18 protein-coding genes are annotated in these 25,802 nt (G+C 58.1%); 10 read left to right on the top strand and 8 right to left on the bottom strand.

Annotation, left to right across the window (positions count from 1 at the left end; translation table 11 throughout):
- Window positions 1–7: 7 nt before the first annotated feature.
- From ACRRSD_RS27985 to ACRRSD_RS27975, 3 genes are all read left to right on the top strand, one after another.
- On the top strand, window positions 8–3,106 hold the full coding sequence (locus ACRRSD_RS27985; RefSeq protein WP_435036457.1) for a multidrug efflux RND transporter permease subunit: 3,099 nt from the start codon (window positions 8–10) through the stop codon (window positions 3,104–3,106).
- 182 nt (window positions 3,107–3,288) lie between these two features.
- A complete protein-coding gene (locus ACRRSD_RS27980; protein ID WP_435036456.1) occupies window positions 3,289–3,930 on the top strand; it encodes a DUF1345 domain-containing protein in 642 nt (213 codons plus the stop codon).
- 167 nt (window positions 3,931–4,097) lie between these two features.
- Window positions 4,098–4,604, top strand: coding sequence for a hypothetical protein (locus ACRRSD_RS27975; RefSeq protein WP_435036455.1), 507 nt, complete (start codon window positions 4,098–4,100; stop codon window positions 4,602–4,604).
- Between the two features lie 51 nt (window positions 4,605–4,655).
- Here the strand turns inward: ACRRSD_RS27975 and ACRRSD_RS27970 are convergent, their stop codons facing one another.
- The 3 genes from ACRRSD_RS27970 to ACRRSD_RS27960 form a co-directional block, all read right to left on the bottom strand.
- Entirely contained in the window at window positions 4,656–7,097 is a 2,442-nt protein-coding gene (locus ACRRSD_RS27970; RefSeq protein ID WP_435036454.1) for an autotransporter outer membrane beta-barrel domain-containing protein, read from the bottom strand.
- A gap of 249 nt (window positions 7,098–7,346) precedes the next feature.
- Window positions 7,347–9,431: a hypothetical protein gene (locus tag ACRRSD_RS27965; protein WP_435036453.1), complete on the bottom strand. Its 2,085-nt coding sequence runs from the start codon at window positions 9,429–9,431 to the stop codon at window positions 7,347–7,349.
- Window positions 9,432–9,535: 104 nt separating this feature from the next.
- On the bottom strand, window positions 9,536–10,390 hold the full coding sequence (locus ACRRSD_RS27960; protein WP_435036452.1) for a hypothetical protein: 855 nt from the start codon (window positions 10,388–10,390) through the stop codon (window positions 9,536–9,538).
- A 235-nt stretch (window positions 10,391–10,625) separates the two neighbouring features.
- Here ACRRSD_RS27960 and ACRRSD_RS27955 point away from each other — a divergent pair, with 235 nt between their 5' ends.
- From ACRRSD_RS27955 to ACRRSD_RS27935, 5 genes are all read left to right on the top strand, one after another.
- The gene (locus ACRRSD_RS27955) at window positions 10,626–11,654 is read left to right on the top strand and encodes a LacI family DNA-binding transcriptional regulator (protein ID WP_435036451.1); all 1,029 of its coding nucleotides are present in this window, start codon (window positions 10,626–10,628) and stop codon (window positions 11,652–11,654) included.
- Between the two features lie 150 nt (window positions 11,655–11,804).
- Complete coding sequence (locus tag ACRRSD_RS27950; RefSeq protein ID WP_435036450.1) at window positions 11,805–12,587, top strand: sugar phosphate isomerase/epimerase family protein; 783 nt, start codon at window positions 11,805–11,807, stop codon at window positions 12,585–12,587.
- Complete coding sequence (locus ACRRSD_RS27945; RefSeq protein WP_435036449.1) at window positions 12,580–13,608, top strand: sugar kinase; 1,029 nt, start codon at window positions 12,580–12,582, stop codon at window positions 13,606–13,608. The genes ACRRSD_RS27950 and ACRRSD_RS27945 overlap by 8 nt, the downstream gene beginning before the upstream one ends.
- A 48-nt stretch (window positions 13,609–13,656) precedes the next feature.
- Entirely contained in the window at window positions 13,657–14,955 is a 1,299-nt protein-coding gene (locus ACRRSD_RS27940; protein ID WP_435036448.1) for an MFS transporter, read from the top strand.
- Between the two features lie 13 nt (window positions 14,956–14,968).
- Window positions 14,969–15,946, top strand: a complete 978-nt coding sequence (locus tag ACRRSD_RS27935; protein ID WP_435036447.1) for a 2-hydroxyacid dehydrogenase — start codon at window positions 14,969–14,971, stop codon at window positions 15,944–15,946.
- A 117-nt stretch (window positions 15,947–16,063) separates the two neighbouring features.
- Here ACRRSD_RS27935 and ACRRSD_RS27930 read toward each other — a convergent pair whose 3' ends face one another.
- The 4 genes from ACRRSD_RS27930 to ACRRSD_RS27915 form a co-directional block, all read right to left on the bottom strand.
- Window positions 16,064–17,251 (bottom strand): pyridoxal phosphate-dependent aminotransferase, encoded by a 1,188-nt coding sequence (locus ACRRSD_RS27930; RefSeq protein ID WP_435036446.1) that lies wholly within the window; start codon window positions 17,249–17,251, stop codon window positions 16,064–16,066.
- Window positions 17,252–17,292: 41 nt separating this feature from the next.
- Window positions 17,293–18,918: a methyl-accepting chemotaxis protein gene (locus ACRRSD_RS27925; protein WP_435036445.1), complete on the bottom strand. Its 1,626-nt coding sequence runs from the start codon at window positions 18,916–18,918 to the stop codon at window positions 17,293–17,295.
- A gap of 212 nt (window positions 18,919–19,130) precedes the next feature.
- Window positions 19,131–20,270: a glycerate kinase gene (locus tag ACRRSD_RS27920; RefSeq protein WP_435036444.1), complete on the bottom strand. Its 1,140-nt coding sequence runs from the start codon at window positions 20,268–20,270 to the stop codon at window positions 19,131–19,133.
- Between the two features lie 216 nt (window positions 20,271–20,486).
- Entirely contained in the window at window positions 20,487–21,605 is a 1,119-nt protein-coding gene (locus ACRRSD_RS27915) for a sugar diacid recognition domain-containing protein (protein ID WP_435036443.1), read from the bottom strand.
- Window positions 21,606–21,776: 171 nt separating this feature from the next.
- Here ACRRSD_RS27915 and ACRRSD_RS27910 point away from each other — a divergent pair, with 171 nt between their 5' ends.
- Window positions 21,777–23,087, top strand: coding sequence for an MFS transporter (locus tag ACRRSD_RS27910; protein ID WP_435036442.1), 1,311 nt, complete (start codon window positions 21,777–21,779; stop codon window positions 23,085–23,087).
- 148 nt (window positions 23,088–23,235) lie between these two features.
- Here the strand turns inward: ACRRSD_RS27910 and ACRRSD_RS27905 are convergent.
- Window positions 23,236–24,377 (bottom strand): IS3 family transposase gene (locus ACRRSD_RS27905; RefSeq protein WP_435036441.1). Its coding sequence is split into 2 segments (ribosomal slippage): window positions 23,236–24,116 and window positions 24,116–24,377, totalling 1,143 coding nucleotides; the frame shifts between segments, so codons are not numbered across the junction.
- A gap of 353 nt (window positions 24,378–24,730) precedes the next feature.
- On the opposite strand from ACRRSD_RS27905, the gene ACRRSD_RS27900 reads away from it, so the two are divergent.
- Window positions 24,731–25,744 carry an aldo/keto reductase gene (locus ACRRSD_RS27900; protein WP_435036440.1) on the top strand — a complete coding sequence of 338 codons (1,014 nt, stop codon included), beginning with the start codon at window positions 24,731–24,733 and terminating at the stop codon, window positions 25,742–25,744.
- The last annotated feature ends 58 nt before the right edge of the window (window positions 25,745–25,802 follow it).

Here is a 25,802-nt window from a genome sequence, read left to right as displayed (position 1 = left end):
CTTTTCTATGCCGCAGTTCTTTATCGACCGCCCGGTGTTTGCCTGGGTCGTCGCGCTGTTCATCCTGTTGGCCGGTGCGCTGGCCATCCCGCAGTTGCCGGTCGCGCAGTATCCCGACGTCGCCCCGCCGCAGATCGAGATCTACGCCGTGTACCCGGGCGCCTCGGCGCAGACCGTCGATGAAAGCGTGGTCAGCCTGATCGAGGAAGAGCTCAACGGCGCCGATCACTTGCTGTACTTCGAATCGCAAAGCAGCCTTGGCAGCGCGACGATCAAAGCCACGTTCCAGCCGGGCACCAATCCGGAACTGGCGCAGGTCGACGTGCAAAACCGCCTCAAGGTGGTCGAGTCGCGCCTGCCGCAAGCGGTCAATCAGCAAGGTTTGCAGGTCGAAAAAGTCTCGTCCGGTTTTCTCTTGCTGATCACCCTGACCTCCAGTGACGGCAAGCTCGATGACGTTGCGCTCAGTGATTATCTGGCGCGTAACGTGATGAACGAGATCAAGCGTCTGGAGGGCGTCGGCAAGGCGCAGTTGTATGGCGCCGAACGGGCCATGCGCATCTGGATCGATCCGCAGAAGCTGATCGCGTTCAACCTGACACCGGCTGACGTCAATGAAGCCATCGTGGCGCAGAACGCTCAGGTCTCCGCCGGCAGCATCGGCGATCTGCCCAATCCGTCCAGCCAGGAAATCACCGCGACCATTCTGGTGAAGGGTCAGTTGTCGACACCGCAAGAGTTCGCCGACATTGTGCTCAAGGCCAATCGCGACGGCTCTACAGTGCGCATCGGTGATGTTGCTCGGGTCGAGATCGGCAGTCAGGAATACCAATTCGGCACGCGCCTCAACGGCAAGCCGTCCACCGCCGTCGGCGTACAGTTGTCGCCGGGGGCCAACGCGCTGAACACCGCGACCTTGGTGCGGGCGAAGATGGATGAACTGGCGCGCTACTTCCCGGCGGGCGTTGAATACAAGATTCCGTACGACACCTCGCCGTTCGTCAAAGTCTCCATCACCAAAGTGGTTTACACCTTGGGCGAAGCGATGCTGCTGGTGTTCGCGGTAATGTTCCTGTTCCTGCAGAACGTGCGCTATACGCTGATCCCGACGCTGGTGGTGCCAGTGGCACTGATGGGCACTTTCGCGACCATGCTCGCGCTGGGTTTCTCGATCAACGTGCTGACCATGTTCGGCATGGTATTGGCCATCGGTATTCTGGTCGACGACGCCATCGTGGTGGTGGAGAACGTCGAACGGATCATGGCCACCGAGGGCCTTTCGCCCAAGGAAGCCACGCGCAAGGCGATGACGCAGATTACCGGCGCGATTATTGGCATCACCCTGGTGCTGGTCGCAGTGTTTATTCCGATGGCGTTCATGCAAGGCTCGGTCGGGGTGATTTACCAGCAGTTCTCGCTGTCGATGGCAACGTCGATTCTGTTCTCGGCGTTCCTCGCCCTGACCCTGACGCCGGCACTGTGCGCGACGCTGCTCAAGCCGATTGCCAAAGGTGAGCATCATGAAAAGTCCGGGTTTTTCGGCTGGTTCAACCGCCGCTTCGAGCGCCTGACCGATCGTTATCAGGGCTGGGTCGGCTATGCGCTGAAACGCAGCGGCCGTTACCTGTTGATCTACGCTGTGCTGCTGGTCGGGTTGGGGCTGTGCTTCGCACGCCTGCCCTCCTCGTTCCTGCCGGTGGAAGATCAGGGCTACACCATCACGGATATTCAACTGCCGCCCGGTGCGACCAAGAACCGTACGGTGGCCGTGGCTGAACAGCTTGAGGCGCATAACGCCGGCGAGCCGGGGATCAGTGACACGGTGGTGATCCTCGGTTTCAGCTTCTCCGGTAGCGGCCAGAACGCGGCGCTGACGTTCTCGACACTGAAGGACTGGTCGCAGCGCAGCAGCGATGATGCCGCCAGCTCGATTGCCGATCGCGCCAACATCGCGCTGAGCGAGATCAAGGACGCCATAGCGTTCTCGGTGCTGCCACCGCCCGTGGATGGTCTCGGCACGTCGAGCGGTTTCGAATTCCGCTTGCAGGATCGCGGCGGCCTCGGCCATGCGACCTTGATGCAGGCGCGCACCGAATTGCTCGCGGCCGCCGAAAAAAGTCCGGTACTGATGAACGTGCGCGAAAGCGCGCTGGCCGAAGCGCCGCAAGTGCAATTGATCGTTGACCGCAAACAGGCCAATGCCTTGGGTGTTTCGTTTTCCGATATTGGCAACGTGCTGTCCACTGCGGTGGGTTCCAGCTACATCAACGACTTCCCCAATCAGGGGCGCATGCAGCGCGTTGTCGTGCAAGCCGAAGGCGATCAACGCAGCCAGGTCGCCGATCTGCTGAAAATGCACGTACGCAACAACACCGGGCACATGGTGCCGCTCTCGGCGTTCGTGCAGGCCAACTGGATTCAGGGTCCGGCGCAGTTGACCCGTTATAACGGTTACCCGGCGATCGCGATTTCCGGCGAACCGTCAGCGGGGCACAGTACCGGTGAGGCCATGGCGGAAATCGAACGTCTGGTAGCGCAGGGCCCGAAAGGCCTTGGGCAGGAATGGACCGGCCTGTCTTTGCAGGAACGTTTGTCTGGCAACCAGGCGCCGATCCTGCTCGGTTTGTCGCTATTGGTGGTGTTCCTGTGTCTGGCGGCGCTGTACGAGAGTTGGTCGATTCCAACGTCGGTGTTGCTGGTGGTGCCGCTGGGCGTGCTCGGCGCGGTGCTGGCCGTGACGTTGCGCGGCATGCCCAACGATGTGTTCTTCAAGGTTGGTCTGATTACCATCATCGGATTGTCGGCGAAGAACGCGATCCTGATCATCGAGTTCGCCAAGAGCCTGTATGACGAAGGTCACGACCTGATCGATGCAACGTTGCAGGCAGCCCGCCTGCGTCTGCGGCCGATTGTGATGACTTCGCTGGCGTTCATTCTCGGTGTGGTGCCCCTCGCGATTGCCACTGGCGCAAGCTCGGCGAGTCAGCAAGCAATCGGCACCGGGGTGATCGGCGGGATGATCACCGCCACGCTGGCAGTGATTTTTGTGCCTGTCTTCTTCGTGGTCGTTATGAAGCTCGTACAACGCTTCACCAAACCCCACTGATAGCAATTGTGGGAGCGAGCCTGCTCGCGAAAGCGTCCGGTCTGCCAACATCTATGTTGAATCTACCGACGCCTTCGCGAGCAGGCTCGTTCCCACAGGAATTTTGCAAACATCCAGCGTTGTGGTCACACCTGTCATCGCTGGGCTAAGGTGTCTGAACCACCCTGGCCCATCGAGTCCCCATGCGCTTCCTCGCCCGCACCCACCCTCGCCTGTCTGCCGCCGCCCTGTTCGGCCTCGCCACCGGCCTGTTGGCCCCCGCCGATTCCATCGTCAGCAAAATCCTCATCGGCTGGAACGCCGGTGTCTGGACTTATTTGATTTTGATGTTCTGGCTGACCGTGCGTGCCAAGGCTCCGGACGTCAAACGCATCGCTGAAGTCGAAGACGAAAACGCCGGACTGGTGCTGTTCGTGGTGAGCATCGCCGCGCTGGCCAGTCTGGCGACCATCACCTTCGAACTGGCGGGCAGCAAGGATCTGGAAACCACGCGCAAGCTCATGCACTACGGTTTTACCGCGCTGACTGTGATCGGTTCATGGCTGCTGATCGGGGTGATTTTCTGCGTGCACTACGCGAGGTTGTTTTACACCTGGGATGGAAAGGAGCCGGCACTGCGATTCTCCGAAGGACTTACTACCCCCAATTATTGGGACTTTCTGTACTTCTCGTTCACCATCGGGGTGGCTGTGCAAACGTCGGATGTGGGTGTTGCGACGCGGGATATCCGCAAGATCGTGCTGGCGCAATCGTTGATCGGATTTGTGTTCAACACTGCAATTCTGGGTTTTTCGATCAACATTGCAGCAGGATTGTTCGGCTGAAAAACACGGCATGTTCCTGCCGTTCAAAGATCACAAAAAAGTACACCTGTAAACTGTCAACACTGACAGTTTACAGGTGTACTGTATTCAGGCTTCCATACAACATCCAGAAGTAGGACGGGTCAGTCTTTGGATGTCCCCCACCATATTGTATGGAGATAAAACTCATGAGCTATGCAGCCCGTGCCTACGCGACAATCTTTCCAGCTTCAGCGCATACCTATTTGTCGGCCACGATCAACGGCGATGCCAATCCACGCTACAGGTTTGTCAAAATCCCTCAATTCATGGAGTTTCGATCTACCTCTGCGCCTACCTTCGGGCCGAAGCCCTACCCGGAAGGCACGCGTTACGTCCTGTCCGCTGGATACACGGAGCATGGTGTGACGCGAACGATTGATTTTGTGTTCCCTTCCAAACCCCAATCGATGACATATGACCTGTCCAAAGATAGCGATGATGTCAGAAGCACCTACTATTCCAATCCCGCGACGGGTGACCTGCACGTCTCTGTGAGCGGGAGCCTGACAGTGAGATATGACGACATTGAAAAAACACTGAGTGGCACCTGGTCCGGCACCTTTGACCATGGTGGAGAGAACGGCAACGAAGAATTCCCGATCACAGGGGAGTTTGTCGCTGACGCCGACCTGAGCAAAAGAAAAAACGCTTGATGACTACGGAAAAAGGAAGCTGCGAAGCTTCCTTTTTTAATGCTGATGCGATCAGAAATTGAAGCTCAACCCGACACTCCCTCCCAGCTCCTGGTCAGCTTTGCTGCCCCTGCTAGTCCCTATCTCACCATACATCTGCCATTTGTTATTGGCTGGCACCCAGTTCAGGCCAGCGGTCAGCTCAAGACTGGTGCTGGACAAATCGTTGTTGAAGTCAGTGTCATTCACGCTGACACGATTGTTGTTGACGAATTCATGACTTACCGCCGCGTGCAGCCTGGGTTGCAGTTTGCCGCCATTGTTCAGCACCACCTCGCGGCCAACTGTCATTCCGACCTTGCCGAGCAATGAGCGGGTCTCGTTGCTGTCTACCTGCAGACCATTGTCCAACTTATAGTCTTTGCCTTTCACAGTCGCGACACCAACCTGAGCAGAGGGCTCGATGAAGTAACCTCGGTTCAAGACGATATGCTTACCCACTTCGACGGTTCCACTGATGCCGAGATTATCGAAGTCTCCCTTTGTTCGAGTGTCATCGCTCAAGGTGACTTTGACGTCATTACTAAAACGGTTGATTTTGCCAACGGTATCCACGTAGTACCCGGTCATTTCGTCGTACCACGACAGATACATCCCGCCATAGGTGCTGTCGATCGTGCCGGCGCTGCCACGGGCAAGGTTAAGGCGAGTGGTGCTGTATCCACCAAAAACTCCGATCAACCATTGGCCATCACCTATCGGTAGTGGCGTATCCACCCCCAACGAGACGCCAGTCTGATTTTGTTTATAACCATCACCGTAGGCATTCTTGACGTTGTCCTGATTGGCATGTGTCCGTATCCACAGGCCGGATGTCGCGTTTTGATTATTTGAGTCCAGTGCAGCAACCGATCGCGACCGGGGTTGAGTGCCGGCCATGCGACGGTCGCCGAGGCGGGTATTGAGAGTGGTCATTTCCGAATAGATAACCGTCGGTGCGGTACCGGCAATAGCCAATGCTGTTTGTGAACCTGTGCTCGGCGTTGTCCCATCCGTTCGCAGGAAAATACCTTCGCCCTCTCGCACCAGTTTGTACGCCAAAGCACCAAGATCAACCTGACCGTTTCTCAGATCGAACTGAGCATCCCCGCCAGCGATGTTAGCCACTTGAACGGGTGCACCAGTGACAGGTTCGCTGGCGCTTGCACCGACCACCAGCTCATGACGGCCACTGGCTGATTCCGTGACATTGAGAAAGTCGGTTTCACCGGTGGACACGTCAGCATCCAAAAAAAACCGGCCAGTGCCTGACAAGTTGGCAACGTCCAGGCGGACGAACTCGGCGGGCGTGCCGAATCTCACGTTCCCGCCCTGCATTTCAATATTCGATAACGAATTGTTGCCAACCAGGTTCCATTCAGCGCCACGCCCGATGGACATAGTACTGACGCCGGTAACCGAGCCGTGCAGGATCGAGTCGTTGTCCAGCGCCACGACACCAGTCCCGGAGCCCTGAATGTTACCGGTGAGTATGCTTCGGGTATCGAGCGAAACAGAGTCAACGTTGAGCAAATTGCCGTCAAGGCTGGCATTGTTTTGCAAGAAAACGGCGGCGGTTCCACCGTCAGCAACGTCCACATTGCCCGTCAACTGGCTGTTGTCGACCTGAAATCGCGCCGCTGCGCCATCGATGACTTCGAGGATATTGCCGTTGCCGCCGATCAGGTTCGAACGGTTAGCTATTTCGATCAATACCGGTTGATCGTCCGGCGTCGCAAAATCGACTTTGATCGCTGCGCCGGTGCGGCCCTGCACGGTTGATCCATCAACCTTCAATACGCTCTGTGCGGTGACATCGCTCGGGTTCAAAACGGTGTCCTCGCCGAAGATGATGCCGTTCAGTTCTCCGATGACCCGGCTGTCTGCACTGATGTTGGCGTTGCCGCCATAAAGCTCGAGGCCAACACCATCTGCGTCGGTCCCTTCGACCCGGCTGTCCACCAGATTCAAGGTACTGAGGGATGTCACCGCTGCACCCGAGAAACCTCCTGTCAGCGTACTGCGAGTAACGGTCGCTGTTGAGCCAACGGGTATGTTCAGGTCGCGCGCAAGCAACATTGCTCTGCCATCGCTGGACAGCGTACTGCCGGACACCACTGCCGAGCTGTCAGTCAAGCTCAGCGCCGTGTCAAAATTGCTACCGGTCACCGTCGCCCCATCCAGAGTCACGAGGGCATCTGCGGAGGCTTCAATCTGTGAAGTGTTGGCGGAAATCGCGTTTAACGTCCCACCGCCGACAACGATGTTAAGCGCATCACCACCATTGATGTTGAGCGTGGCAGTGGCAGGGATGAACCAGGCCTCTGGCGTAGCACCGACGGATACGGTTTCGACCTCGCCAGGATTGAGATTTCGCGAAAAAGACACCTCCGAGAACGCAACTAGCACTGCCGCGTACGAGAGCGTGCCAGTCATTTTTAAAACTGTTGGTCCCAGTCTTTTTTCAATCGTCATATTAACTTCTCTTTGAGTTTAATCGGGACGGAAAAACGACGGCTCAGATAATCAAGCCCCATCAGTCACCCGTGGTTGAGGGGGCCAGAGGATACCTGCAAGCCCGAACCATCTCTGTAGGAATAATCCTCTTTGTTAGTGGGTTTAATCGTCGAAAATCGTGATGCAACGTACATTTTTATTCGTCAACGAGGTTGCATTGCCGGGAGAACTTCACTCTCCCGGCAATGCAATAACAAGGATTGCCGATTAAGGAGCAAGCGCAGGATCCCAACCCGGTTCCGACTCGCAGTACTTGAAGTCACCGTTGAGCAAGTAAATAACCATTTCTTCAACTTTCGATGTAGGCACAGTCGGTGTGGAGTACCAGATTTTCACATAACCCGCATAAAACTCGGCTGGATCAGGTGGGGTATCAGGAGGACGAGGAAGATTGCGAATATTCGGTGTATACGGAACTTCCCATAACATACCAGCCGTTAGTTCTCCCGCGGTGATAGCACGAGTCTCACTAAACACGGTATTGGCCGGTGCATCTACGGTATAAGCGTCGTCATGCCAGCCTTTCCAATTGAATGTGATGTCCATCCCGTCGGTGAAATGATCATTCGGCTGGATCTTGAACCTCGCAACGTGATCATCCCCCGTCAAACTCTCGCAAATGATGTTTGGATATTCGGTGCCATCGGTCGGTGGACGTTGGAATACCGGTTTATCGAGGACGATGACTACAGTGTTGACAGTTACCGTCTCTTTTTCCGCCTCTTGAGTATTATTTCGAGCCGGGTTTTCATATATCCACCAAGCCTCTTTAGGCCCAATACCACCCGGACCGACAACGGTATATGGCAAATCTATCTCAATGACTGTATTGATATTCGATGTAGTCATTGGCATTGAATTAACGATAATTTCGCCTTGATTCCCGAGATACTTCAGAGTGACCAGATCGCCCGCTTCGGGTTCGGGAAATGTCGTCCCGGCTGTGAGCGGCGATACATCGATGTGAGCTATGGCTGTTTGATCGACGTCATGAGGGCCGAGCACGTTGTCCGTGACAGGGGCCTGGCCGCGGACAATCAGTTTGCGGAACTCGGGATTAACCTCAGGGGGCGGGTTCGTCGGGTCGACGGTATAAGGCGGATGCGTCGAGAAATCTGTTTTTACAGTTATTGTTCCACTGTCGATCGATAAACCGCCACGCATCAAGTCAGCTTTGACGACCACGTCCAACTCAAAATTCGTTCCCGTCTGATTATCAAAGTATTGTTTGCTCAGACTCGACCACGGAATGGTGAACTCCAGCTCCGTGAGTGCATTGAATGGGAGATCCTGGGCTGGTTGAGTGCCGTACGTCAGGCTCACTCCATCGGTGCCGATTGTATCTACCAAGCGGCTGACTTTTACCTTCACACCTGCACGCGCATCTTTTAAATCGATCAGACCATCTTCGTTTGCCGGGACGGTAATTACGCCCAATTTAGGAAGTGGCAGAAAACGTACGTTTCTGAAATACACGCCCCATGCGCTCTGGTTGCCAGCAGCATCAGTAATAATGAACCAGATGAACGCCCGGCCGCTCGTTACCTTGCGCAGCTCTGCGGTCGGGATGGACAGCTTGCCATCGGTGGGCATTGGCCCGTTAAAAAAAGGCGGCACTTGCGGAGGGTTGGTACGTACTCCTGCCACGTACAGGGTCAACGTGTCATCCGGCTGAAAGTTGGCGTAGCTGGTATCAATTTCTACCTGCAATCCCCCTGAGTTACCTGGCAGGTTCGCCCATGTGTCATCGAGATCGCCGGGGGCATTTGGAAACGCGGCTGGTGGAATTGTTCTGGCGCCAGGGGTCTGCCCGGGATTTGTACCTGTTTGTGCAGGTTTCGCCTGCCAGGCACCGGTACGGTCGATAAAAAACTGCATTACAGCACCGGTCAGCGGGTTGAGCCCACGCTCATACAGCACGCTACGAACCCAGATCGGCGTAGGTCCGTCAGGGGTTGCATCTTCGCCCAGATATTCTGTAGGCACTGTGATCGGAAAATCTACAGGGCGGGTGGCCAGGTCACCGAGCCTTACCCGGGGCAGCCGCGTGAAGTCCGCCGGCAACGGATTGGGCGGAGGTTGGGTTCGCGTGACATCAAGGGCGATCTGATCCGCGTTGTGGGGGTTCAACCACACATTAGTCTTGACCATAAGTGTCAACGGGCCGCCCACAGGGATCGCGGCTATCGGAATAATGTTATTGGCTGGACCGCGCCCATCCGGTAACTCCGGAGTAGGCGCAACCAAAATACCCACTGGTGACCCTGACGCCGCTGTTTGAATACTTGTCATGTGCTTTCTCCATTGCGTAGAAAATGTCTTCAATCCATGCATCTTCGACAATGGCGAACGCCGCCAACTGCAGTCGTGATATCGCTGCCACTATTACGCTCTGATCAAGTCATCCAACTTGAGTCAGCGCAATATTCGCTTTGTCCCGGAATCACCCTGTCTACTTTCACCAGCCCGGTAAAAGAGCGAAATATAGGAATTCCATTTCGCAACAACTGGTAATTGACCGTCGCTGAATCGTTGTTTCGCATCGGCTCTATATGTGAGGCAAATGGTTTTATCACCAGCTTTACCGCTTGTTTGTTTACAACATCAGTTACAACCTCATTGAATTCGAACTCTGGGGTTAATGGATCTACATCTTTTCCTGGTCCGTTTAGAGAGTCCCATGCTTGCCAATAAACTCTGAGGACATCGTTAAGATTAAATAAATCATCAAAAGGAATCTCGACGCGCACCCCTTCCCAGATAAACAAGGACTCCGGATCGTCGGGATAATTTTTATAACAACCGATATACCCCCAAATGTCTGCGTCGGGAAAACCCGCCTCTTTTAAACGTTGCGGTGGCGCAACGATTGCATATGTCAGGCGTCGTTTATCCGACGTCGTGGGGTTAATCGAACGTACCGTATACAACAACTCAAACGTCGCCACATCCGGTAGTTTCTCGGGAGCCACTGAAATACGAAATTCCACAGCGTCGTCCGCGGCTCCATATTCGGCCCAAGCGACAAAATCGGGGTTACCGACAATGAAGATCTCGACACGGTCTTTGCGCACGCCAGAAACAGGAAAATTCGGCCAGCGGTCAATCACGCAGACGATGCCGACTTGCTTTGCGTCCGGCGGCAATGTTCCCGCCGGATCTTGGGGGTCAACTCCGTCCACTTTCGGTAGGCTCAGGAGCACAGCGGAATTCAATGTGCTGCTGGCAGTAATTGGCGCTTTGGTCGGCATGGAATTTCTCACTGGCTGGTCACCTTGGCCTGAAGAAATTAAGCGCTGTTATCCAGAAACTGCCTACTGTCAGATCTGACAGGTCAAGTAACCGCCTGTCGGAAATCCGGCTTGCCATGAATGCTTTTGACGTATTTGAAGGTTGACGACCCAGGGTTCGATAGTGTCTTCTGAAACCGGTTTCAGCGGTATTTGCACATTGAAACGCTACCCTCCAAAAACAAGGTCTACCGAATTGAACGTCTTTTCTGCCGCTCAGCGCAGCCGCGTCACCATGCTTGACGTCGCCGAACGCGCAGGGGTCTCCAAGGCCAGCGTCTCGCGCTTCATCGGCGATGACCGTGCCCTGCTCTCCGATACCATTGCCCTGCGCATCGACCAGGCCATCGCGGAACTCGGCTATCGCCCCAACCAGATGGCTCGCGGCCTGAAACGCGGGCGTACCCGCCTGATCGGCATGCTCGTCGCCGATATTCGTAACCCTTATTCGATTGCCGTGATGCACGGGGTGGAAACCGCCTGCCGTGCGCACGGCTACAGCCTGGTGGTGTGCAACACCGACCGTGATGACGAGCAGGAACGCCAGCACCTTGCGCTATTGCGCTCGTACAACATCGAAGGGCTGATCGTGAACACGCTGGGTCATCACCGTGACGAATTGCACGAGCTGCGCCGCGAGATGCCGCTGGTGCTGGTGGATCGCAAGGTCGACGGGCTCGACAGCGATATGGTCGGGCTGAACAACCCGCAAGCGGTTGAGATCGCGCTGACGCATCTTGAGCAACGTGGTTATCGGGATCTGGTGCTGGTGACTGAACCCTATGACGGCACCAGTTCACGGATCGAGCGGGTCAGCAGTTTTCAGGCGCAGATTGCCCGGCGCTCGGCGCTGACTGGAGCGGTGCTGGAAACCGGCGATGATCTGAGCGCGCAACTGCAAAACTTTTTAAACATGCCCGGTGCCGGGCCAAAAGCGTTGTTTTGCGCCAATGGCGTGGCAGCGCTGGCCGCAACGACGGCGTTGCGTCAGATGGGTTGCCGGTTGTTTGAGGATGTCGGGCTGATTGCCGTGGATGATCTGGATTGGTATCCGTTGGTGGGCTGCGGGATTACCGCGCTGGCTCAGCCGACGGCAGAAATTGGCGCGCGGGCGTTTGAGTGTTTGCTCAAGCGCTTGCGTGGAGATGATGAGGTGGCGCGGGTGGTGGATTTTGCGCCGGTGCTGGTGGAGCGTGGATCGACCCGTGAAGTTGGCGGTGTCTGATCTGGCGCCTTCGCGAGCAAGCTCGCTCCCACAGTTGATCGCATTCCATTGCGGGAGCGAGCTTGCTCGCGAAGGGGCCAGCAAAAACAACACATCATTCACTGATATTTTTTTGAACAAAAATGAAACCGGTTTCAGAGGTCAACAACAATGAATAAACCTGCCGTTTCCATCAGCCTGTCCAGCTACGGCGCCGAGCTTGTGCGCCAGCGCGGGCAGGATGCTTTCATAGATGTGCTTGCTGCCGCCGGGGCGAATCGCATCGAGTGGCGCGAAGAGTTGCTGACGCGCGAAGACCCTGCGCAACTGGCTGAGGCCACGCTGGCGCAGGGTCTGCAAAGCATTTATTCCTCGCCCACCGAACTGTGGCTGGCCGGTCAGGCGCAGCCGAATCCCGAGTTGATCACCGCGCTGCAACAGGCCGAAGCGTTCGGCTCAAAGTGGCTCAAGGTTTCTCTCGGCTACTTCACCGACACCAACGATCTGCAAGCCCTAGCCGAACGCTTGAAACTCAATCCGGTGCAGTTGCTGGTGGAAAACGACCAGACCCTGCACGGCGGACGCATCGAACCGTTTCAGCGCTTCTTCGCCGCCGTTGAGCAGCACAACCTGCCAATCAAGATGACCTTCGACATCGGCAACTGGCAATGGCAGGACCAGTCCGCTGCCAGCGCCGCCCGCCTGCTCGGTCGCCATGTCGGCTATGTACATTGCAAAGCCGTGGCTCGTCGCGCCGACGGCAAACTGGTTGCGGTGCCGCCGGCCGTCAGTGACCTGCATCTGTGGGAACAACTGTTGCGGCACATGGCCCAAGGCGTTATGCGCGCCGCCGAATACCCGTTGCAGGGCGATGACCTGGTGCAACTGACCACCGAGCACGTTGCCGCCCTCGCCTGTCTGGGCCAATCCCGTCTGGAGCCTGCTCATGTCTGAGATCGATATTCTCTCGTTCGGTGAAACCATGGCGATGCTGGTCGCCGAGCAAACCGGAGATCTGGCGGCGGTCGAGCACTTCCACAAGCGCATCGCCGGGGCTGACAGCAATGTCGCGATCGGGCTGTCGCGCCTGGGTTTCAACGTCGCCTGGCTGAGCCGGGTCGGCAATGATTCGCTCGGGCGTTTTGTGGTCGAGACCTTGATCAAGGAAGGTCTGGAATGCAGTCACGTCGACGTCGATAAACAGCACCCGACCGGTTTCCAGTTCAAATCGCGCAACGACGATGGCAGCGACCCGCAGGTCGAGTATTTCCGGCGCGGTTCGGCGGCCAGTCATCTGTCACCACAGTCGATCTCGACAAGCCTGCTGAGCGCCCGCCATCTGCATGCCACCGGCATTCCTCCGGCGCTCTCGGCTTCGGCGCGGGAGATGTCCTTCGAACTGATGACGCGCATGCGCAATGCCGGGCGCAGCGTGTCGTTCGACCCCAATCTGCGCCCGAGCCTGTGGGCCAGCGAGCGCGAAATGATCCGCGAGATCAACCGCCTCGCCGCCCTCGCCCATTGGGTGTTGCCGGGTTTGAGCGAGGGTCGTTTGCTGACTGGTTTTGATGATCCGGCGGACATTGCTGCGTTTTATCTCGATCAAGGTGCCGAAGCCGTGGCGATCAAACTTGGCCCGCAGGGTGCGTATTACCGAACGCATCTGGATCAGGGTTTTGTCGCGGGTGTGCCGGTGACCAATGTCGTCGATACGGTCGGTGCCGGTGATGGTTTTGCGGTGGGGATGATCAGTGCCCTGCTGGAACATCAGAGTTTTGCCGAGGCGGTGCAGCGCGCGAACTGGATTGGCAGTCGGGCGGTGCAGAGTCGCGGGGATATGGAAGGCCTTCCAACCCGGGCTGAACTCCTCACTGAACTCGAAGGCGCCGATCGCGAGCAGGCTCACTCCTACAAGGGAACGCATTTCAAATGTAGGAGTGAGCCTGCTCGCGATGGGGCCGTCACTGACAACTGATCAATTGAACCTGCTGCGACAAAAACAACAAGCTCAGGAGCAACACCCATGAAAACCACAACCCTCGCCACCCGCCGCTGGTGGTACATCATGCCGATCGTGTTCATCACTTACAGCCTGGCGTATCTCGATCGCGCCAACTACGGCTTCGCCGCCGCGTCGGGCATGGCCGAAGACCTGATGATCACCCCAGGCCTGTCATCACTGCTCGGTGCGCTGTTCTTTCTCGGCTATTTCTTCTTCCAGGTGCCCGGCGCGATCTACGCGCAAAAGCACAGCGTGAAGAAACTGATTTTCGTCAGCCTGATTCTCTGGGGCGGCCTCGCCACGTTGACCGGCGTGGTCTCCAACGCCTATTGGCTGATCGTCATCCGCTTCATGCTCGGCGTGGTCGAAGCCGCTGTGATGCCAGCCATGCTGGTGTATCTGTGCCACTGGTTCACCCGTGCCGAACGCTCGCGCGCCAACACGTTTCTGATTCTTGGCAACCCGGTGACGATGCTGTGGATGTCAGTGGTTTCGGGGTATCTGGTGCAGCATTTCAGCTGGCGCTGGATGTTCATCATCGAAGGTTTGCCGGCGGTGCTATGGGCATTTATCTGGTGGCGTCTGGCCGACGATCGTCCGGCGCAGGCCAAATGGCTCAGTGACCAGGAAAAGCAGGATCTGGAAAGCGCACTCGCCGCCGAACAGGTCGGCATCAAAGCGGTGAAGAACTACGCGGAGGCGTTCCGTTCGCCGAAGGTGATCATTCTCGCGCTGCAGTTTTTCTGCTGGAGCATTGGCGTTTACGGCTTTGTGCTGTGGCTGCCGTCGATCCTCAAGGCCGGCGCGCAAATGGACATGATCGAGGCCGGCTGGCTGTCGGCGCTGCCGTATCTGGCGGCGGTGATCGGCATGCTGTTGGTGTCGTGGGGGTCGGACAAGTTGCAGAAGCGCAAACGCTTTGTCTGGCCGCCGCTGCTGATCGCTTCCATCGCGTTTTACGGCTCCTACGCCCTGGGCGCTGAACATTTCTGGTGGTCGTACACGCTGTTGGTGATCGCTGGCGCTTGCATGTATGCGCCTTACGGGCCGTTCTTTGCCATCGTCCCGGAGATTCTGCCCGCCAACGTTGCCGGTGGCGCGATGGCACTGATCAACAGCATGGGCGCGCTCGGTTCGTTCGGCGGCTCGTATCTGGTCGGTTATCTGAACAGTTCCACCGGTTCGCCCGGCGCTTCGTACCTGCTGATGAGCGGCGCGCTGCTGCTGTCGGTGGTCCTGACGATTTTTCTCAAGCCCGGCGCCAGTGATCGCGTCGTCGCCAAAGCCGTCGCCACGCGTGCCGTGCCGGCGCATTCCTGAAGAGACTTTTGCCATGAAAAAACAGGTCGTGTTGTACAAGAAACTTTCGCCCGCGCTGATGGCGAGCTTGCAAGAACAGTGCGAAGTGACGCTGATCGAAAGCCTCGACGCCGACGGACTGATGCAACTGCGCGATGCCCTGCCCCGTGCCCACGGTTTGCTCGGTGCCAGCCTGAAACTCGACGCAGCGTTGCTCGATCTCGCACCGCAACTTCAGGCCATCGCCAGCGTATCGGTGGGCGTCGATAACTACGACATCGATTACCTGACCCGGCGCAAGATCCTCCTGAGCAACACCCCGGACGTGCTCACCGAAACCACCGCCGACACCGGTTTCGCGCTGATCCTCGCCGCCGCCCGGCGTGTGGTCGAACTGGCGAACATGGTGCGCAGCGGCCAGTGGAGCCGCAACATCGGGCCGGCGCATTTCGGCACCGACGTCCATGGCAAGACGCTGGGGATTATCGGCATGGGCCGCATCGGCGAGGCGTTGGCGCAGCGTGGACATTTCGGTTTCGGCATGCCGGTGCTCTATCACAGCCAGTCGCGCAAACCGGCGGTCGAGGCGCGATTCGATGCGCAATATCGCAGCCTGGAAGATCTGCTTCAGCAAGCCGATTTCATTTGTCTGACCTTGCCGTTGACCGCGCAGACCGAAGGCTTGATTGGCGCTGAGCAGTTCGCGCTGATGCGTCCGGAAAGCATCTTCATCAACATCTCGCGGGGCAAGGTGGTGGATGAGGCGGCGATGGTCGAGGCGCTGCGTCATCAGCGGATTCGTGCGGCGGGGCTGGATGTGTTTGAGCGTGAGCCGCTGAATCATGATTCGCCGCTGTTGCAACTGAACAATGTGGTGGCGACGCCGCACATGGGTTCGGCGACGCATGAGACGCGCGAGGCGATGGCGCGGTGTGCGGTGGAGAATCTGTTGGCAGCGTTGAAGGGAGAGAAGCCGGCGAATCTGGTGAATCCAGGGGCTTGGCAGGGCTGAATTATTCGGTGGCTGTGATGCCGCCTTCGCGAGCAAGCTCGCTCCCACAGGGGAATACATTTCCAATGTGGGAGCGAGCTTGCTCGCGAAGAGGCCGGTACTGGCAAGACAAAACCATCAAGCACTGCGCGCCTGTAACAGCTGCGCCGCACAAAGCGCAATCCGCGCACAGGCATCCGCCAGTTTCACCCGATCCAGCACCAAACCAATCCTGATATGCCCCGCTGCACTGGGTCCGAACGCCTCACCGGCCAGCACCGACACGCCATAACCCTCCAGCAACTGCTCGGCAAACGCCTGGGCGCCCAGCCCGGTCTGGCGCACATCGACCATCACGAACATGCCGCCATCGGGGCGGATCGGATACAACCCCGGGCAACCGCTCAAACGTTCGCACACCAGATCCCGGCGCAGGCGATATTCCTCGCGCATTTGCGTCACTTCCGGCAGGTCTGACTGCAACGCAATCTCTGCGGCCTTCTGCACAAAATCCGGCAACCCGAACAACATGCTCAGCGACAGATTGACCAAATGCTCGGCCAGCGATGTCGGCCCGATCATCCAGCCGATGCGCCAGCCGGTCATGGCGTGGGATTTCGACAGGCTGTTGATGGTCGCCGTGCGCTCAGCCATACCCGGCAAACTGGCCGGACTGACGTGCTGACCTTCGTAAAGCAGTTCGCTGTAGACCTCGTCGCTGATCAGCCACAAGTCATGCCGCACGCACAGCGCGGCCAGTTCCTGCCAGATCAGCAGTGACAGGCTCGCGCCGCTCGGGTTGTTCGGACTGTTGAGCAGCATCGCGCGGGTTTTCGGCGTGATCCGCGCAGCGACATCGGCCGGATCAACGCGAAAGCCGTTTTCCGGGCGCACCGGCACCGGCACAACCGTCGCGCCGCAAGCGCCAAACACGCCTTCGTAGGTGACATACATCGGCTCAGCGACGATGACTTCATCGCCCGGATCCAGCAGACATTGCGCCACCGAATACACCGCGCATTGCGCGCCGGGCATGATGATCACGTGGTCGGCATCGACCGCTTGCCCGCTGCGCCGACGATGGCGGTCGGCAATCAGCTTGCGCAACGCTAAACGACCACGCACTTCGGAATAATGGGTATCGCCAGCGAGCAAACTGTCGATCGCGCCGTGGACAATCGGCAGCGGTGTATCGAAATCCGGATCGCCCACGCTCAGCAGCAGGATATCGACACCCTCGGCGCGCAACTCCAGCGCTCGGTCGTGAATCTGCCAGGCCGCTGCTCCCTCCCCGGCGATTCGTTGGGTCAAGGCTGAATAGCGCATGTACGTCTCCTGATTGCGCGGTCTCCAGCCTTCACCGTATCTCAAATCACGAAACGCGCCACCATGGCATTCAAATCCACCGCCAGACGCGACAGTTCGTGGGTCGCGGCGCTGGTCTGGTTGGCCCCGGCGGCCGATTGCGTGGCCAGATCGCGGATGTTGACCAGGTTGCGGTCGACCTCGCGCGAGACTTGCGCCTGTTCTTCCGAGGCGCTGGCGATGACCAGGTTGCGCTCGTTGATCTGGTGGATCGACTGAGTGATCTGCTCCAGCGCCACGCCGGCGGCGCGGGCCATTTCCAGGGTGGTCTGGGTGCGCTGGTTGCTTTGCTGCATCGACGAAACCGCTTCGCCGGTGCCGTTCTGGATGCCGGCGACCATTTTTTCGATTTCCTGGGTCGACTGCGCAGTGCGATGGGCCAGTGCTCGCACCTCGTCCGCGACCACCGCAAACCCGCGTCCGGCCTCACCGGCACGCGCTGCTTCAATCGCGGCGTTGAGTGCCAGCAGGTTGGTCTGTTCGGCGATGGCGCGGATCACGTCGAGCACCTTGCCGATATCACGACCTTGCGCCGCGAGACCTTCGATCATGTGCGCGGTGTTCTGCACGTCGTGGGTCATGGTCTGGATCGCGTCGACGGTTTTCACCACTTGATCGCGACCTTCGCGGGCGGCGTGGGTCGACTGGTTCGAGGCTTCGGAAGTCGACACGGCGTTGCGCGCCACTTCTTCGACGGCGGCGGTCATTTCGTTGACGGCGGTGGCGGCTTGTTCGATTTCGTTGTTCTGTTGCTGCAAGCCACGGGACGCTTCTTCGGTCACCGCGCTTAGTTCTTCGGCAGCAGCGCCCAGTTGCGTGGCGGAGCCGGCGATCTGTTCGATGGTTTTACGCAGGTTGTTCTGCATGGTGGCCAGCGCCTGCAGCAACTGCGTCGCTTCATCCTTGCCATCGACTTCGATGACTTTGGTCAGGTTGCCGTCAGCAATGGTTTGCGCAGCCTGCACGGCACGGTTCAGCGGCGTGACGATGCTGCGGGTCAGCAACCAGGCCAGCAGCACGGTGGCCAGCGCTGCGATCACGGCGACGATGATGATCCCGGTCACAGCGCTGTCGTAGTGTTCACCGGCCTTGATGGCCGCTGTTTTCGCATCGGCCGTGTTGATTGCAATCAGCTTGTTGAGCTGCTCGCCCATCTGGTCGGTGCCTTCCTTGATGCGCGTGTTGATCAACGTGCGTAACGCTTCAAGGTTGTCCTGGCGCGAGAACTCGATCATCTGGTTCTGCGCTTGCAGGTAGTGGTCCAGAGTGGTTGAGAAGGTCTGGTAGATTTCACGCTCCTCAGGGCCTGCGGGCAGTGCGGCGTAGCTGGCCTGAGCCTTGCGCACCTTGTCGACCAGCACGGCAATGCGCGTTTGCGCTTCTTGCAGGCTGGCCGGTTCGCGATTGACCAGTACTCGGAAGGACAGGATGCGCATGCGCAGGACGTTTTCCGTTACCACACTGAGGTGAGTGACGCTGGGCAATTGCGTCGAGTCCATATCGATCGAAGCCTGGCGGATGACCGTCATGCGGCTGACGGCGAACACGCCCAGGGCAATCACCAGCAAGGCGATAAAGGCAAAACCGAGGAAGGCACGGGGCGCGATATTCAGGTTACGCAGGGACATAGTTGAGCTCTCGGAAGATAGAAACTACGAGCGTCCATGCGTGATCACTGGCCCGAGGAGACGGGCTCAGTCCGGCGTCACTGTTTTAGGAAGTTATCTGCGCGCCTGTTAGCTGTATCGGCCAGGCTTTAGGAAGATTGCGGGTCAAACGCAACTATTTTTCAGGGTGTTACAGCGATGAAACACCGTTAATCTCTTTGTGTAGGAGCTGCTCAGAATTTCGCGGCCATCTGCCAGACGCGGGCGATGTCCGTCGCGCGTTCGCGCAACAGGCGCGGTGCTTCGGCGCAGGCCTGCTCCAGCGTCATCGGGCCGCTGGTTACGGCGAATGCCGCATCGACGCCGTGATCGTAAAGCGCTTGATAACCCTCGCCCAATGTTCCGGCGATGACAATCACTGGCACCGCGTGCTGTTTGGCGATCCGCGCAACACCGAATGGCGTCTTGCCGCGCAAGGTCTGCGCGTCGAAGCGCCCTTCCCCGGTAATCACCAGATCAGCGCCTTTGACGGCTTCGGCGAGGCCGACCAGTTCGGCGACCACTTCAACTCCGGCTTGAAATTGCGCGCCGAGAAAAGCCTTGGCAGCAAAGCCCAAACCACCCGCCGCACCACTGCCCGGTTCGTCGCGAACATCTTTGCCCAGCGCTTGTGCGCACAGTTCGGCGAAGTGGCCCAACGCCTGATCGAGTTGCTGCACCTGCGCCGGCGATGCACCTTTCTGCGGGCCGAAAATCTCCGAAGCACCGTGCGGGCCGCACAGCGGGTTGTTCACGTCGGCCGCGATATCGAAGCGCACCTGTGCCAGACGCGGGTCGAGTTCGCTCAGGTCCAGTTGTGCCAGTTGCGCCAGTGCCAAGCCGCCGGGCACCAGCGACTGATGTTGCGCATCGAGCAATTTCACGCCCAATGCCTGCATCGCTCCGGCGCCGCCATCATTGGTCGCACTGCCGCCAATTGCAAGAATCACCCGTTGCGCACCAGCATCCAGCGCTGCGCGAATCAATTCGCCAGTGCCGAAAGTGCTGCTGATGCAGGCATCGCGTTGCCCCAATGGCACCAGTTGCAAGCCGCTGGCCTCGGCCATTTCGATAATTGCCGTGTGGTTGTGCGGCAACCAGCCCCACGCGGCGTCGACGGGAGTGCCCAAAGGGCCGCGCACACGGGTGCGGCGCAGTTCACCTTCGCAGGCGGCGAGGATCGATTCGACCGTGCCTTCGCCGCCGTCGGCCATCGGGCATTTGACCATCGTTGCCTGCGGCCAGACCTGCGCCAGGCCGAGGGCAATGGCTTCGGCGACGCCTTGGGCACTGAGGCTGTCCTTGAACGAATCGGGGGCGATGACGATCTTCATGGGAATTCTCCGGTTGCAATGCCCTCATGCTGCCAGTCGGCCTGCGCATTGACGCCTGTCCGCTGCACAAGTGGCGGGGGCGTTTATTGTTCATTTTCACAAAAAATCTGTTTTTGAATGTTCCGGCCCCTTCGCGAGCAGGCTCGCTCCCACAATGGAATGCGATCAACCTGTGGGAGCGAGCCTGCTCGCGAAGGCTTCCTTATAGGCGCCCAATCAATTCGGATCAGTCTGCGGTAGCAACTGCACCCCCAGATACAGCGCCAGCATCCCATCGAGCCGCAACGGATCAACCCCGCTCAGTTCAGCAATCCGCTCCATCCGATAACGCAAACTGTTGCGATGAATCCCCAACGCATCGGCACACGCCTGACTCTGGCCATCGTGTTCGCACCAGCTGCGCAATGTCGCCAGCAACTGGCCGTTGCCATCCTTGGCGATCACCTTGCGCAACGGTTTGAGCAATTCGTCCAGCGCATCGTCATTGCGATGCCGCCACAACATCACCGGCAATCGATAACGGTTCAGTGTCAGCAGACGCGAGTGCGGCAGCACCTCTCGACCATAAGCGAGAAGATCGCCCACACGCCGATAACACCGACGCAACCCGACCAGTCCATCGGCCTGCCCGCCCACGGCGATGCGCAAAATCTTCCAGCCCAGGCCATCGAGTTTTTCCAGCAGGCGATCATGCTCGACGTGCTGGCTCGCCGGCCGACACCACAACAGCGACGACTTCGCCGAGCTCACGCACCAGCTATCGGGATAACGCGACATCAGCCAGGCACTCAACGCCTCGACGGTTTGCCCCGGCCCATGTTCAAGGCCCAGCTCGAAAAGATACGGCACCCGCGTCAATTGCGGTTTGAGTCCGAGTTGCTGCGCCTCGTCGACCAGACGCGGCGAGTCACCCGCCTCGTTCAACAGCAGCGCGAGCAAATCATCACAACGCTGGCGCCGCCATTGCTGTTCGGCCTGCTGATTGCGCTGGCCGACGAGCATTTCGGCGGTCATGCGCACCAGCTCTGCGTACGTGCGCAGTTGCTCCGGTTCACCGGTAATCCCGAGCACGCCGATCAAGCGCTGATCGAGCAACAGCGGCAGGTTGATGCCCGGTTGTACGCCCTTCAAATGCATGGCCGTTTGTGCGTCGATCTCCACCACGCGACCGTTGGCCAGCACCAGTTGCGCGCCCTCGTGACGGGTGTTGATACGCTCCGGTTCACCGCTGCCGAGGATCAACCCCTGGCTGTCCATGACGTTGACGTTGTAGGGCAAAATGGCCATGGCCCGGTCGACGATATCCTGGGCGAGGTCGTGATCGAGTTCGAACATAGCGGCGGCAATCCTTGATTTATGGCACTGGCAGTTGTTCAGTCGCACAGGGTCTGGCGGCAAACCCTGTGCTCAGGCACAAAGACAATCCGGCCAAAGGTGACCGAGACTCTCGGGGCGATCAACGTTACCCTTTGCATCGCAAAAAATCATAATAAAGAGAGAGCCGCTATGTCGCAGAGCGCCGCAGCTACCCAGACCATCGTTGACGATAAAAATGCCGTCTACAAACGCATCACCCTGCGTTTGATTCCCTTCATCTTCATCTGCTACTTGTTCAACTACCTCGACCGGGTCAACGTTGGATTTGCCAAACTGCAGATGCTCGATGCACTGAAATTCAGCGAAACCGTGTACGGCCTCGGTGCCGGTATCTTCTTCATCGGCTACGTGTTGTGCGGCGTGCCGAGCAATCTGGCGTTGACCAAATTCGGCCCACGGCGCTGGATTGCGGTGATGATGATCACTTGGGGCACGCTGTCGACCTGCCTGTTGTTCGTCACCACCCCGACCGAGTTCTACACCCTGCGCCTGTTTACCGGCGCGGCCGAAGCCGGGTTCTTCCCGGGCGTTGTTTTGTACCTCTCGCAGTGGTTCCCGACCTTCCGCCGTGGCCGGATCATGGCGTTGTTCATGTCGGCGATCCCGGTTTCCGGATTGCTCGGCAGCCCGTTCTCTGGCTGGATTCTCAATCACTTTGCCGCAGGGCAAGGTGGTTTGGCGGGTTGGCAGTGGATGTTCCTGCTCCAAGGTATTCCAACGGTGATTCTCGGCGCCCTCGCCTATTTCCTGCTGAGCGACAGCTTCGCCAATGCCAAGTGGCTGAGCCCGCATGAGCGTGCAGTGCTGGAAGCGGATCAGGCCGAAGATTTGGCGAACAAGCCGAAAACCACCTCCGACTCACTGCTGGCAGTGTTCAAGAACCCGGCGATCTGGGCGTTCGGTCTGATCTATTTCTGCATCCAGAGCGGCGTGTACGCGATCAACTTCTGGCTGCCGTCGATCATCAAAAACCTCGGTTTCAGCGATAACCTGGTGATCGGCTGGCTGAGTGCGATTCCGTATCTGCTGGCGGCAGTGTTCATGCTGGTGGTCGGGCGTTCGGCGGACCTGCGTAAAGAACGTCGCTGGCATTTGGTGGTGCCGATGTTGATGGGCGCGATAGGCCTGGTGATTGCGGTGAATTTCGCGGCCAACCCGGCCATTGCGATTCTCGGTCTGACCATTGCCACCATGGGCGCGCTGACCGGTCTGCCGATGTTCTGGCCGGTGCCGACGGCAATGTTGAGCGCGGGTGCTGCGGCCGGTGGTCTGGCGTTGATCAACTCGATGGGGCAGATGGCTGGGTTCCTTAGCCCGTATCTGGTGGGTTGGGTCAAGGACAGCACCGGTTCGACGGATGCGGCGTTGTATCTGTTGGCGGGGGTGATTGTGGGCGGGAGTCTGCTGGCGTTGCGCATGACGCGGACGTTGCGCGCTTGAGTTTTTGATGCCAGAAGAACGGCCCTTTTTCAGGGCCGTTTTTTATTGGATGTCCGACTGGGGTTTTGGTGGTGTCCTGCAGATCTTTTCCCCCTCACCTGATCTGGTCAAACGATACTGGACACAGTTATAGGGTTTAGGTCATTTCTCATGCTGCCAAGGCTTCCATTGCTACCGGAGTCCGATATCCGTTGTGACTGTGCAGCCTGATCCGATTGTAATAATGGGTCAGGTAGCGCAACACATCGGTACTGGCCTCATCTTCGTTTCGGTAGCCAGCCTTGGGTATCCATTCAGATTTCAAACTGCCAAAGAAACGCTCCATCGGGGCGTTATCCCAGCAGTTTCCTCGTCGACTCATGCTTTGTTTTATGCGCATGTCCGCCAGCGTTTCACGAAACATTTTACTGCTGTAATGACAGCCCTGATCCGAATGGAACATTAGGTTTTCAGGGCGTCCTCGCGACTCGAAAGCCATCTTTAACGCTCGACAGGTCAGAGCTGAATCCGGACTTCTGGACATCGCCCAGCCGACGATGCGGCGGGCATGCAGATCAAGTACAGCAGCCAGATAAACCCAGTAAGTACCGGCCCAAATGTAAGTCACGTCGCCACACCACACTCGATTGGGGGCCTCGACATTGAATTTACGCTCCAGATGATTGGGGGCGTATTGAGCCTCCGCGCCGCTAGGTTTGTAACGATGCCTGCGCCGTTGCTGGCTCTTCAAACCGAGCTCGCGCATCAGGCTACGAGCCATGTAACGACCTACCGACTCTTTTTCGTTACACAGCGCTTTTGACAGGCTGCGCGCGCCCATTGAGCCGCGACTTTGCTCATGTAATTCAGCAGCCTTGATCTTTAGGCGATCGCGCTCGACATCCACTTTCGCCCGCTGTTTCAGACGCTCGTAATAACTGCTGCGGCTGATTCCAAATACGACGCACAACTCGGATCTTGGATATTGCTCGCTTAACTCCTCGACCAGCCTTACCGATCGAGGGAATCCGACATCAAGAGAGCTGTAGCCTTTTTTAAAATTTCCTTTTCGCGCTCAATCCGTCGGATTGTTGCTTCCAGCTCCTGAATGCGTTGTTGGTCAACGGTCATGGCCTTGGACTTCTCAGGCGTCTTGCCGCTGCGCTCCGCACGCAGTTGCTCAACCCAGCGGCGCAGAGCTGTAGGGCCCACGCCCATTGCTTCACAGGCTTCGCTCACCGAATAGTCTTTATCCAAAACCAGGCAAGCCGCGTCCCGTTTGAAATCTGTCGAAAAATAGCGTCTGGTCAAATCACACCTCGTCGTTGGGCGTAGATTACCGCCCTTTAGGGGTGTCCAGAATCATTAAGCCAGATCAACCCCAGCCCTCTCCCCCAGGGGGCGAGGGGGAAAGGGAGCCGATTGCCGTGCTTTTCAAGATTTGAGTTCGATTCGGGAGAAGGGAACCGATTTTTGTGCTTTTCAAGACCTGAGTTCGACTCGTTATTGCACGTCGGTGGAGCTCGCTCAAACGCTACGGTCAGTCCCCTCTCCCTCTGGGAGAGGGTTAGGGTGAGGGCTGTGTCGAGCCAATAATTCACTTTGCCGCATCGCACGCTTCTGGTATTTGATTAACCCTTTCCCACCGACAAAAGGATTTCGGCATGAGCTTTCGCACACTCGGTCACTCGGGGTTGCAGGTGTCCACTCTCACCCTCGGCACGATGATGTTTGGCGAGCAGACCAGCGCCGAGGATTCGCTGCGCATCATCGACAAGGCCTGGGATCAGGGAATCAATTTCATCGACACCGCCGACGTCTACACCAACGGCCGTTCCGAAGAGATCGTCGGTGAAGCAATAGCCCGGCATCGGCATGAATGGGTACTGGCGACCAAGGTCGGTTTCGGCCCGGTGGACGGTGTACCGAACCGCAGCGGTCTGAGCCGCAAACATATCTTCAATGGCATCGATGCCAGCCTGACCCGGCTCGGCACCGACTATCTCGACATCTATTACCTGCACCGTGAAGACCACAACACGCCGCTTGAAGTGAGCGTGTCGGCGATTGGCGATCTGATTCGTCAGGGCAAGATTCGATATTGGGGCTTGTCGAACTATCGCGGCTGGCGGATTGCCGAGGTGATTCGCATCGCCGACAACCTTGGCGTTGATCGCCCGGTGATCAGCCAGCCGTTGTACAACATCGTCAACCGTCAGGCCGAGACCGAACAGATTACGGCGGCGCAAACCTATGGCCTCGGTGTGGTGCCTTACAGTCCGCTGGCCCGTGGCGTGCTCAGTGGCAAATACGCGCCGGACGTCCAACCGGACGCCAACAGCCGCGCCGGGCGTCAGGACAAGCGCATTCTGGAAACCGAGTGGCGCGTGGAGTCGCTGCGCATTGCCCAACAGATTCAGCATTACACCGAGCAGCGCGGCGTCGGGATGGTCGAGTTTGCGATTGCCTGGGTGTTGAACAAAAGTGCCGTGACGTCGGCGATTGTCGGGCCGCGCACTGAGGCGCAGTGGGATGCCTACAGCAAAGCGCAGGCAGTGAAGATCACGCCGGAGGATGAGGCGTTTATCGATTCGCTGGTGACACCGGGGCACTCATCGACGCCGGGGTTCAACGATGTGAGCCATTTTGTGTCGGGGCGTAAACCGCGGCAGGCTTGAAATAAGCAAATGCGGGTTCAACACAAATCCATTGTGGGAGCGAGCCTGCTCGCGAAGA

Origin of the sequence: Pseudomonas neuropathica (genome assembly GCF_051174785.1) — a bacterium.
GTDB classification, from domain to species: domain Bacteria; phylum Pseudomonadota; class Gammaproteobacteria; order Pseudomonadales; family Pseudomonadaceae; genus Aquipseudomonas; species Aquipseudomonas neuropathica_A.
Note: the sequence above shows the minus strand (reverse complement) of the source record. Positions and strands in the feature narration are given on the sequence as shown.

Coding starts and splice junctions, on each gene's coding strand:
- ACRRSD_RS27985 (WP_435036457.1), top strand. CDS start 8: ATGCCGCAGTTCTTTATCGACCGCCCGGTGTTTGCCTGGGTCGTCGCG.
- ACRRSD_RS27980 (WP_435036456.1), top strand. CDS start 3,289: ATGCGCTTCCTCGCCCGCACCCACCCTCGCCTGTCTGCCGCCGCCCTG.
- ACRRSD_RS27975 (WP_435036455.1), top strand. CDS start 4,098: ATGAGCTATGCAGCCCGTGCCTACGCGACAATCTTTCCAGCTTCAGCG.
- ACRRSD_RS27970 (WP_435036454.1), bottom strand. CDS start 7,097: ATGACGATTGAAAAAAGACTGGGACCAACAGTTTTAAAAATGACTGGC.
- ACRRSD_RS27965 (WP_435036453.1), bottom strand. CDS start 9,431: ATGACAAGTATTCAAACAGCGGCGTCAGGGTCACCAGTGGGTATTTTG.
- ACRRSD_RS27960 (WP_435036452.1), bottom strand. CDS start 10,390: ATGCCGACCAAAGCGCCAATTACTGCCAGCAGCACATTGAATTCCGCT.
- ACRRSD_RS27950 (WP_435036450.1), top strand. CDS start 11,805: ATGAATAAACCTGCCGTTTCCATCAGCCTGTCCAGCTACGGCGCCGAG.
- ACRRSD_RS27945 (WP_435036449.1), top strand. CDS start 12,580: ATGTCTGAGATCGATATTCTCTCGTTCGGTGAAACCATGGCGATGCTG.
- ACRRSD_RS27940 (WP_435036448.1), top strand. CDS start 13,657: ATGAAAACCACAACCCTCGCCACCCGCCGCTGGTGGTACATCATGCCG.
- ACRRSD_RS27935 (WP_435036447.1), top strand. CDS start 14,969: ATGAAAAAACAGGTCGTGTTGTACAAGAAACTTTCGCCCGCGCTGATG.
- ACRRSD_RS27930 (WP_435036446.1), bottom strand. CDS start 17,251: ATGCGCTATTCAGCCTTGACCCAACGAATCGCCGGGGAGGGAGCAGCG.
- ACRRSD_RS27925 (WP_435036445.1), bottom strand. CDS start 18,918: ATGTCCCTGCGTAACCTGAATATCGCGCCCCGTGCCTTCCTCGGTTTT.
- ACRRSD_RS27920 (WP_435036444.1), bottom strand. CDS start 20,270: ATGAAGATCGTCATCGCCCCCGATTCGTTCAAGGACAGCCTCAGTGCC.
- ACRRSD_RS27915 (WP_435036443.1), bottom strand. CDS start 21,605: ATGTTCGAACTCGATCACGACCTCGCCCAGGATATCGTCGACCGGGCC.
- ACRRSD_RS27910 (WP_435036442.1), top strand. CDS start 21,777: ATGTCGCAGAGCGCCGCAGCTACCCAGACCATCGTTGACGATAAAAAT.
- ACRRSD_RS27900 (WP_435036440.1), top strand. CDS start 24,731: ATGAGCTTTCGCACACTCGGTCACTCGGGGTTGCAGGTGTCCACTCTC.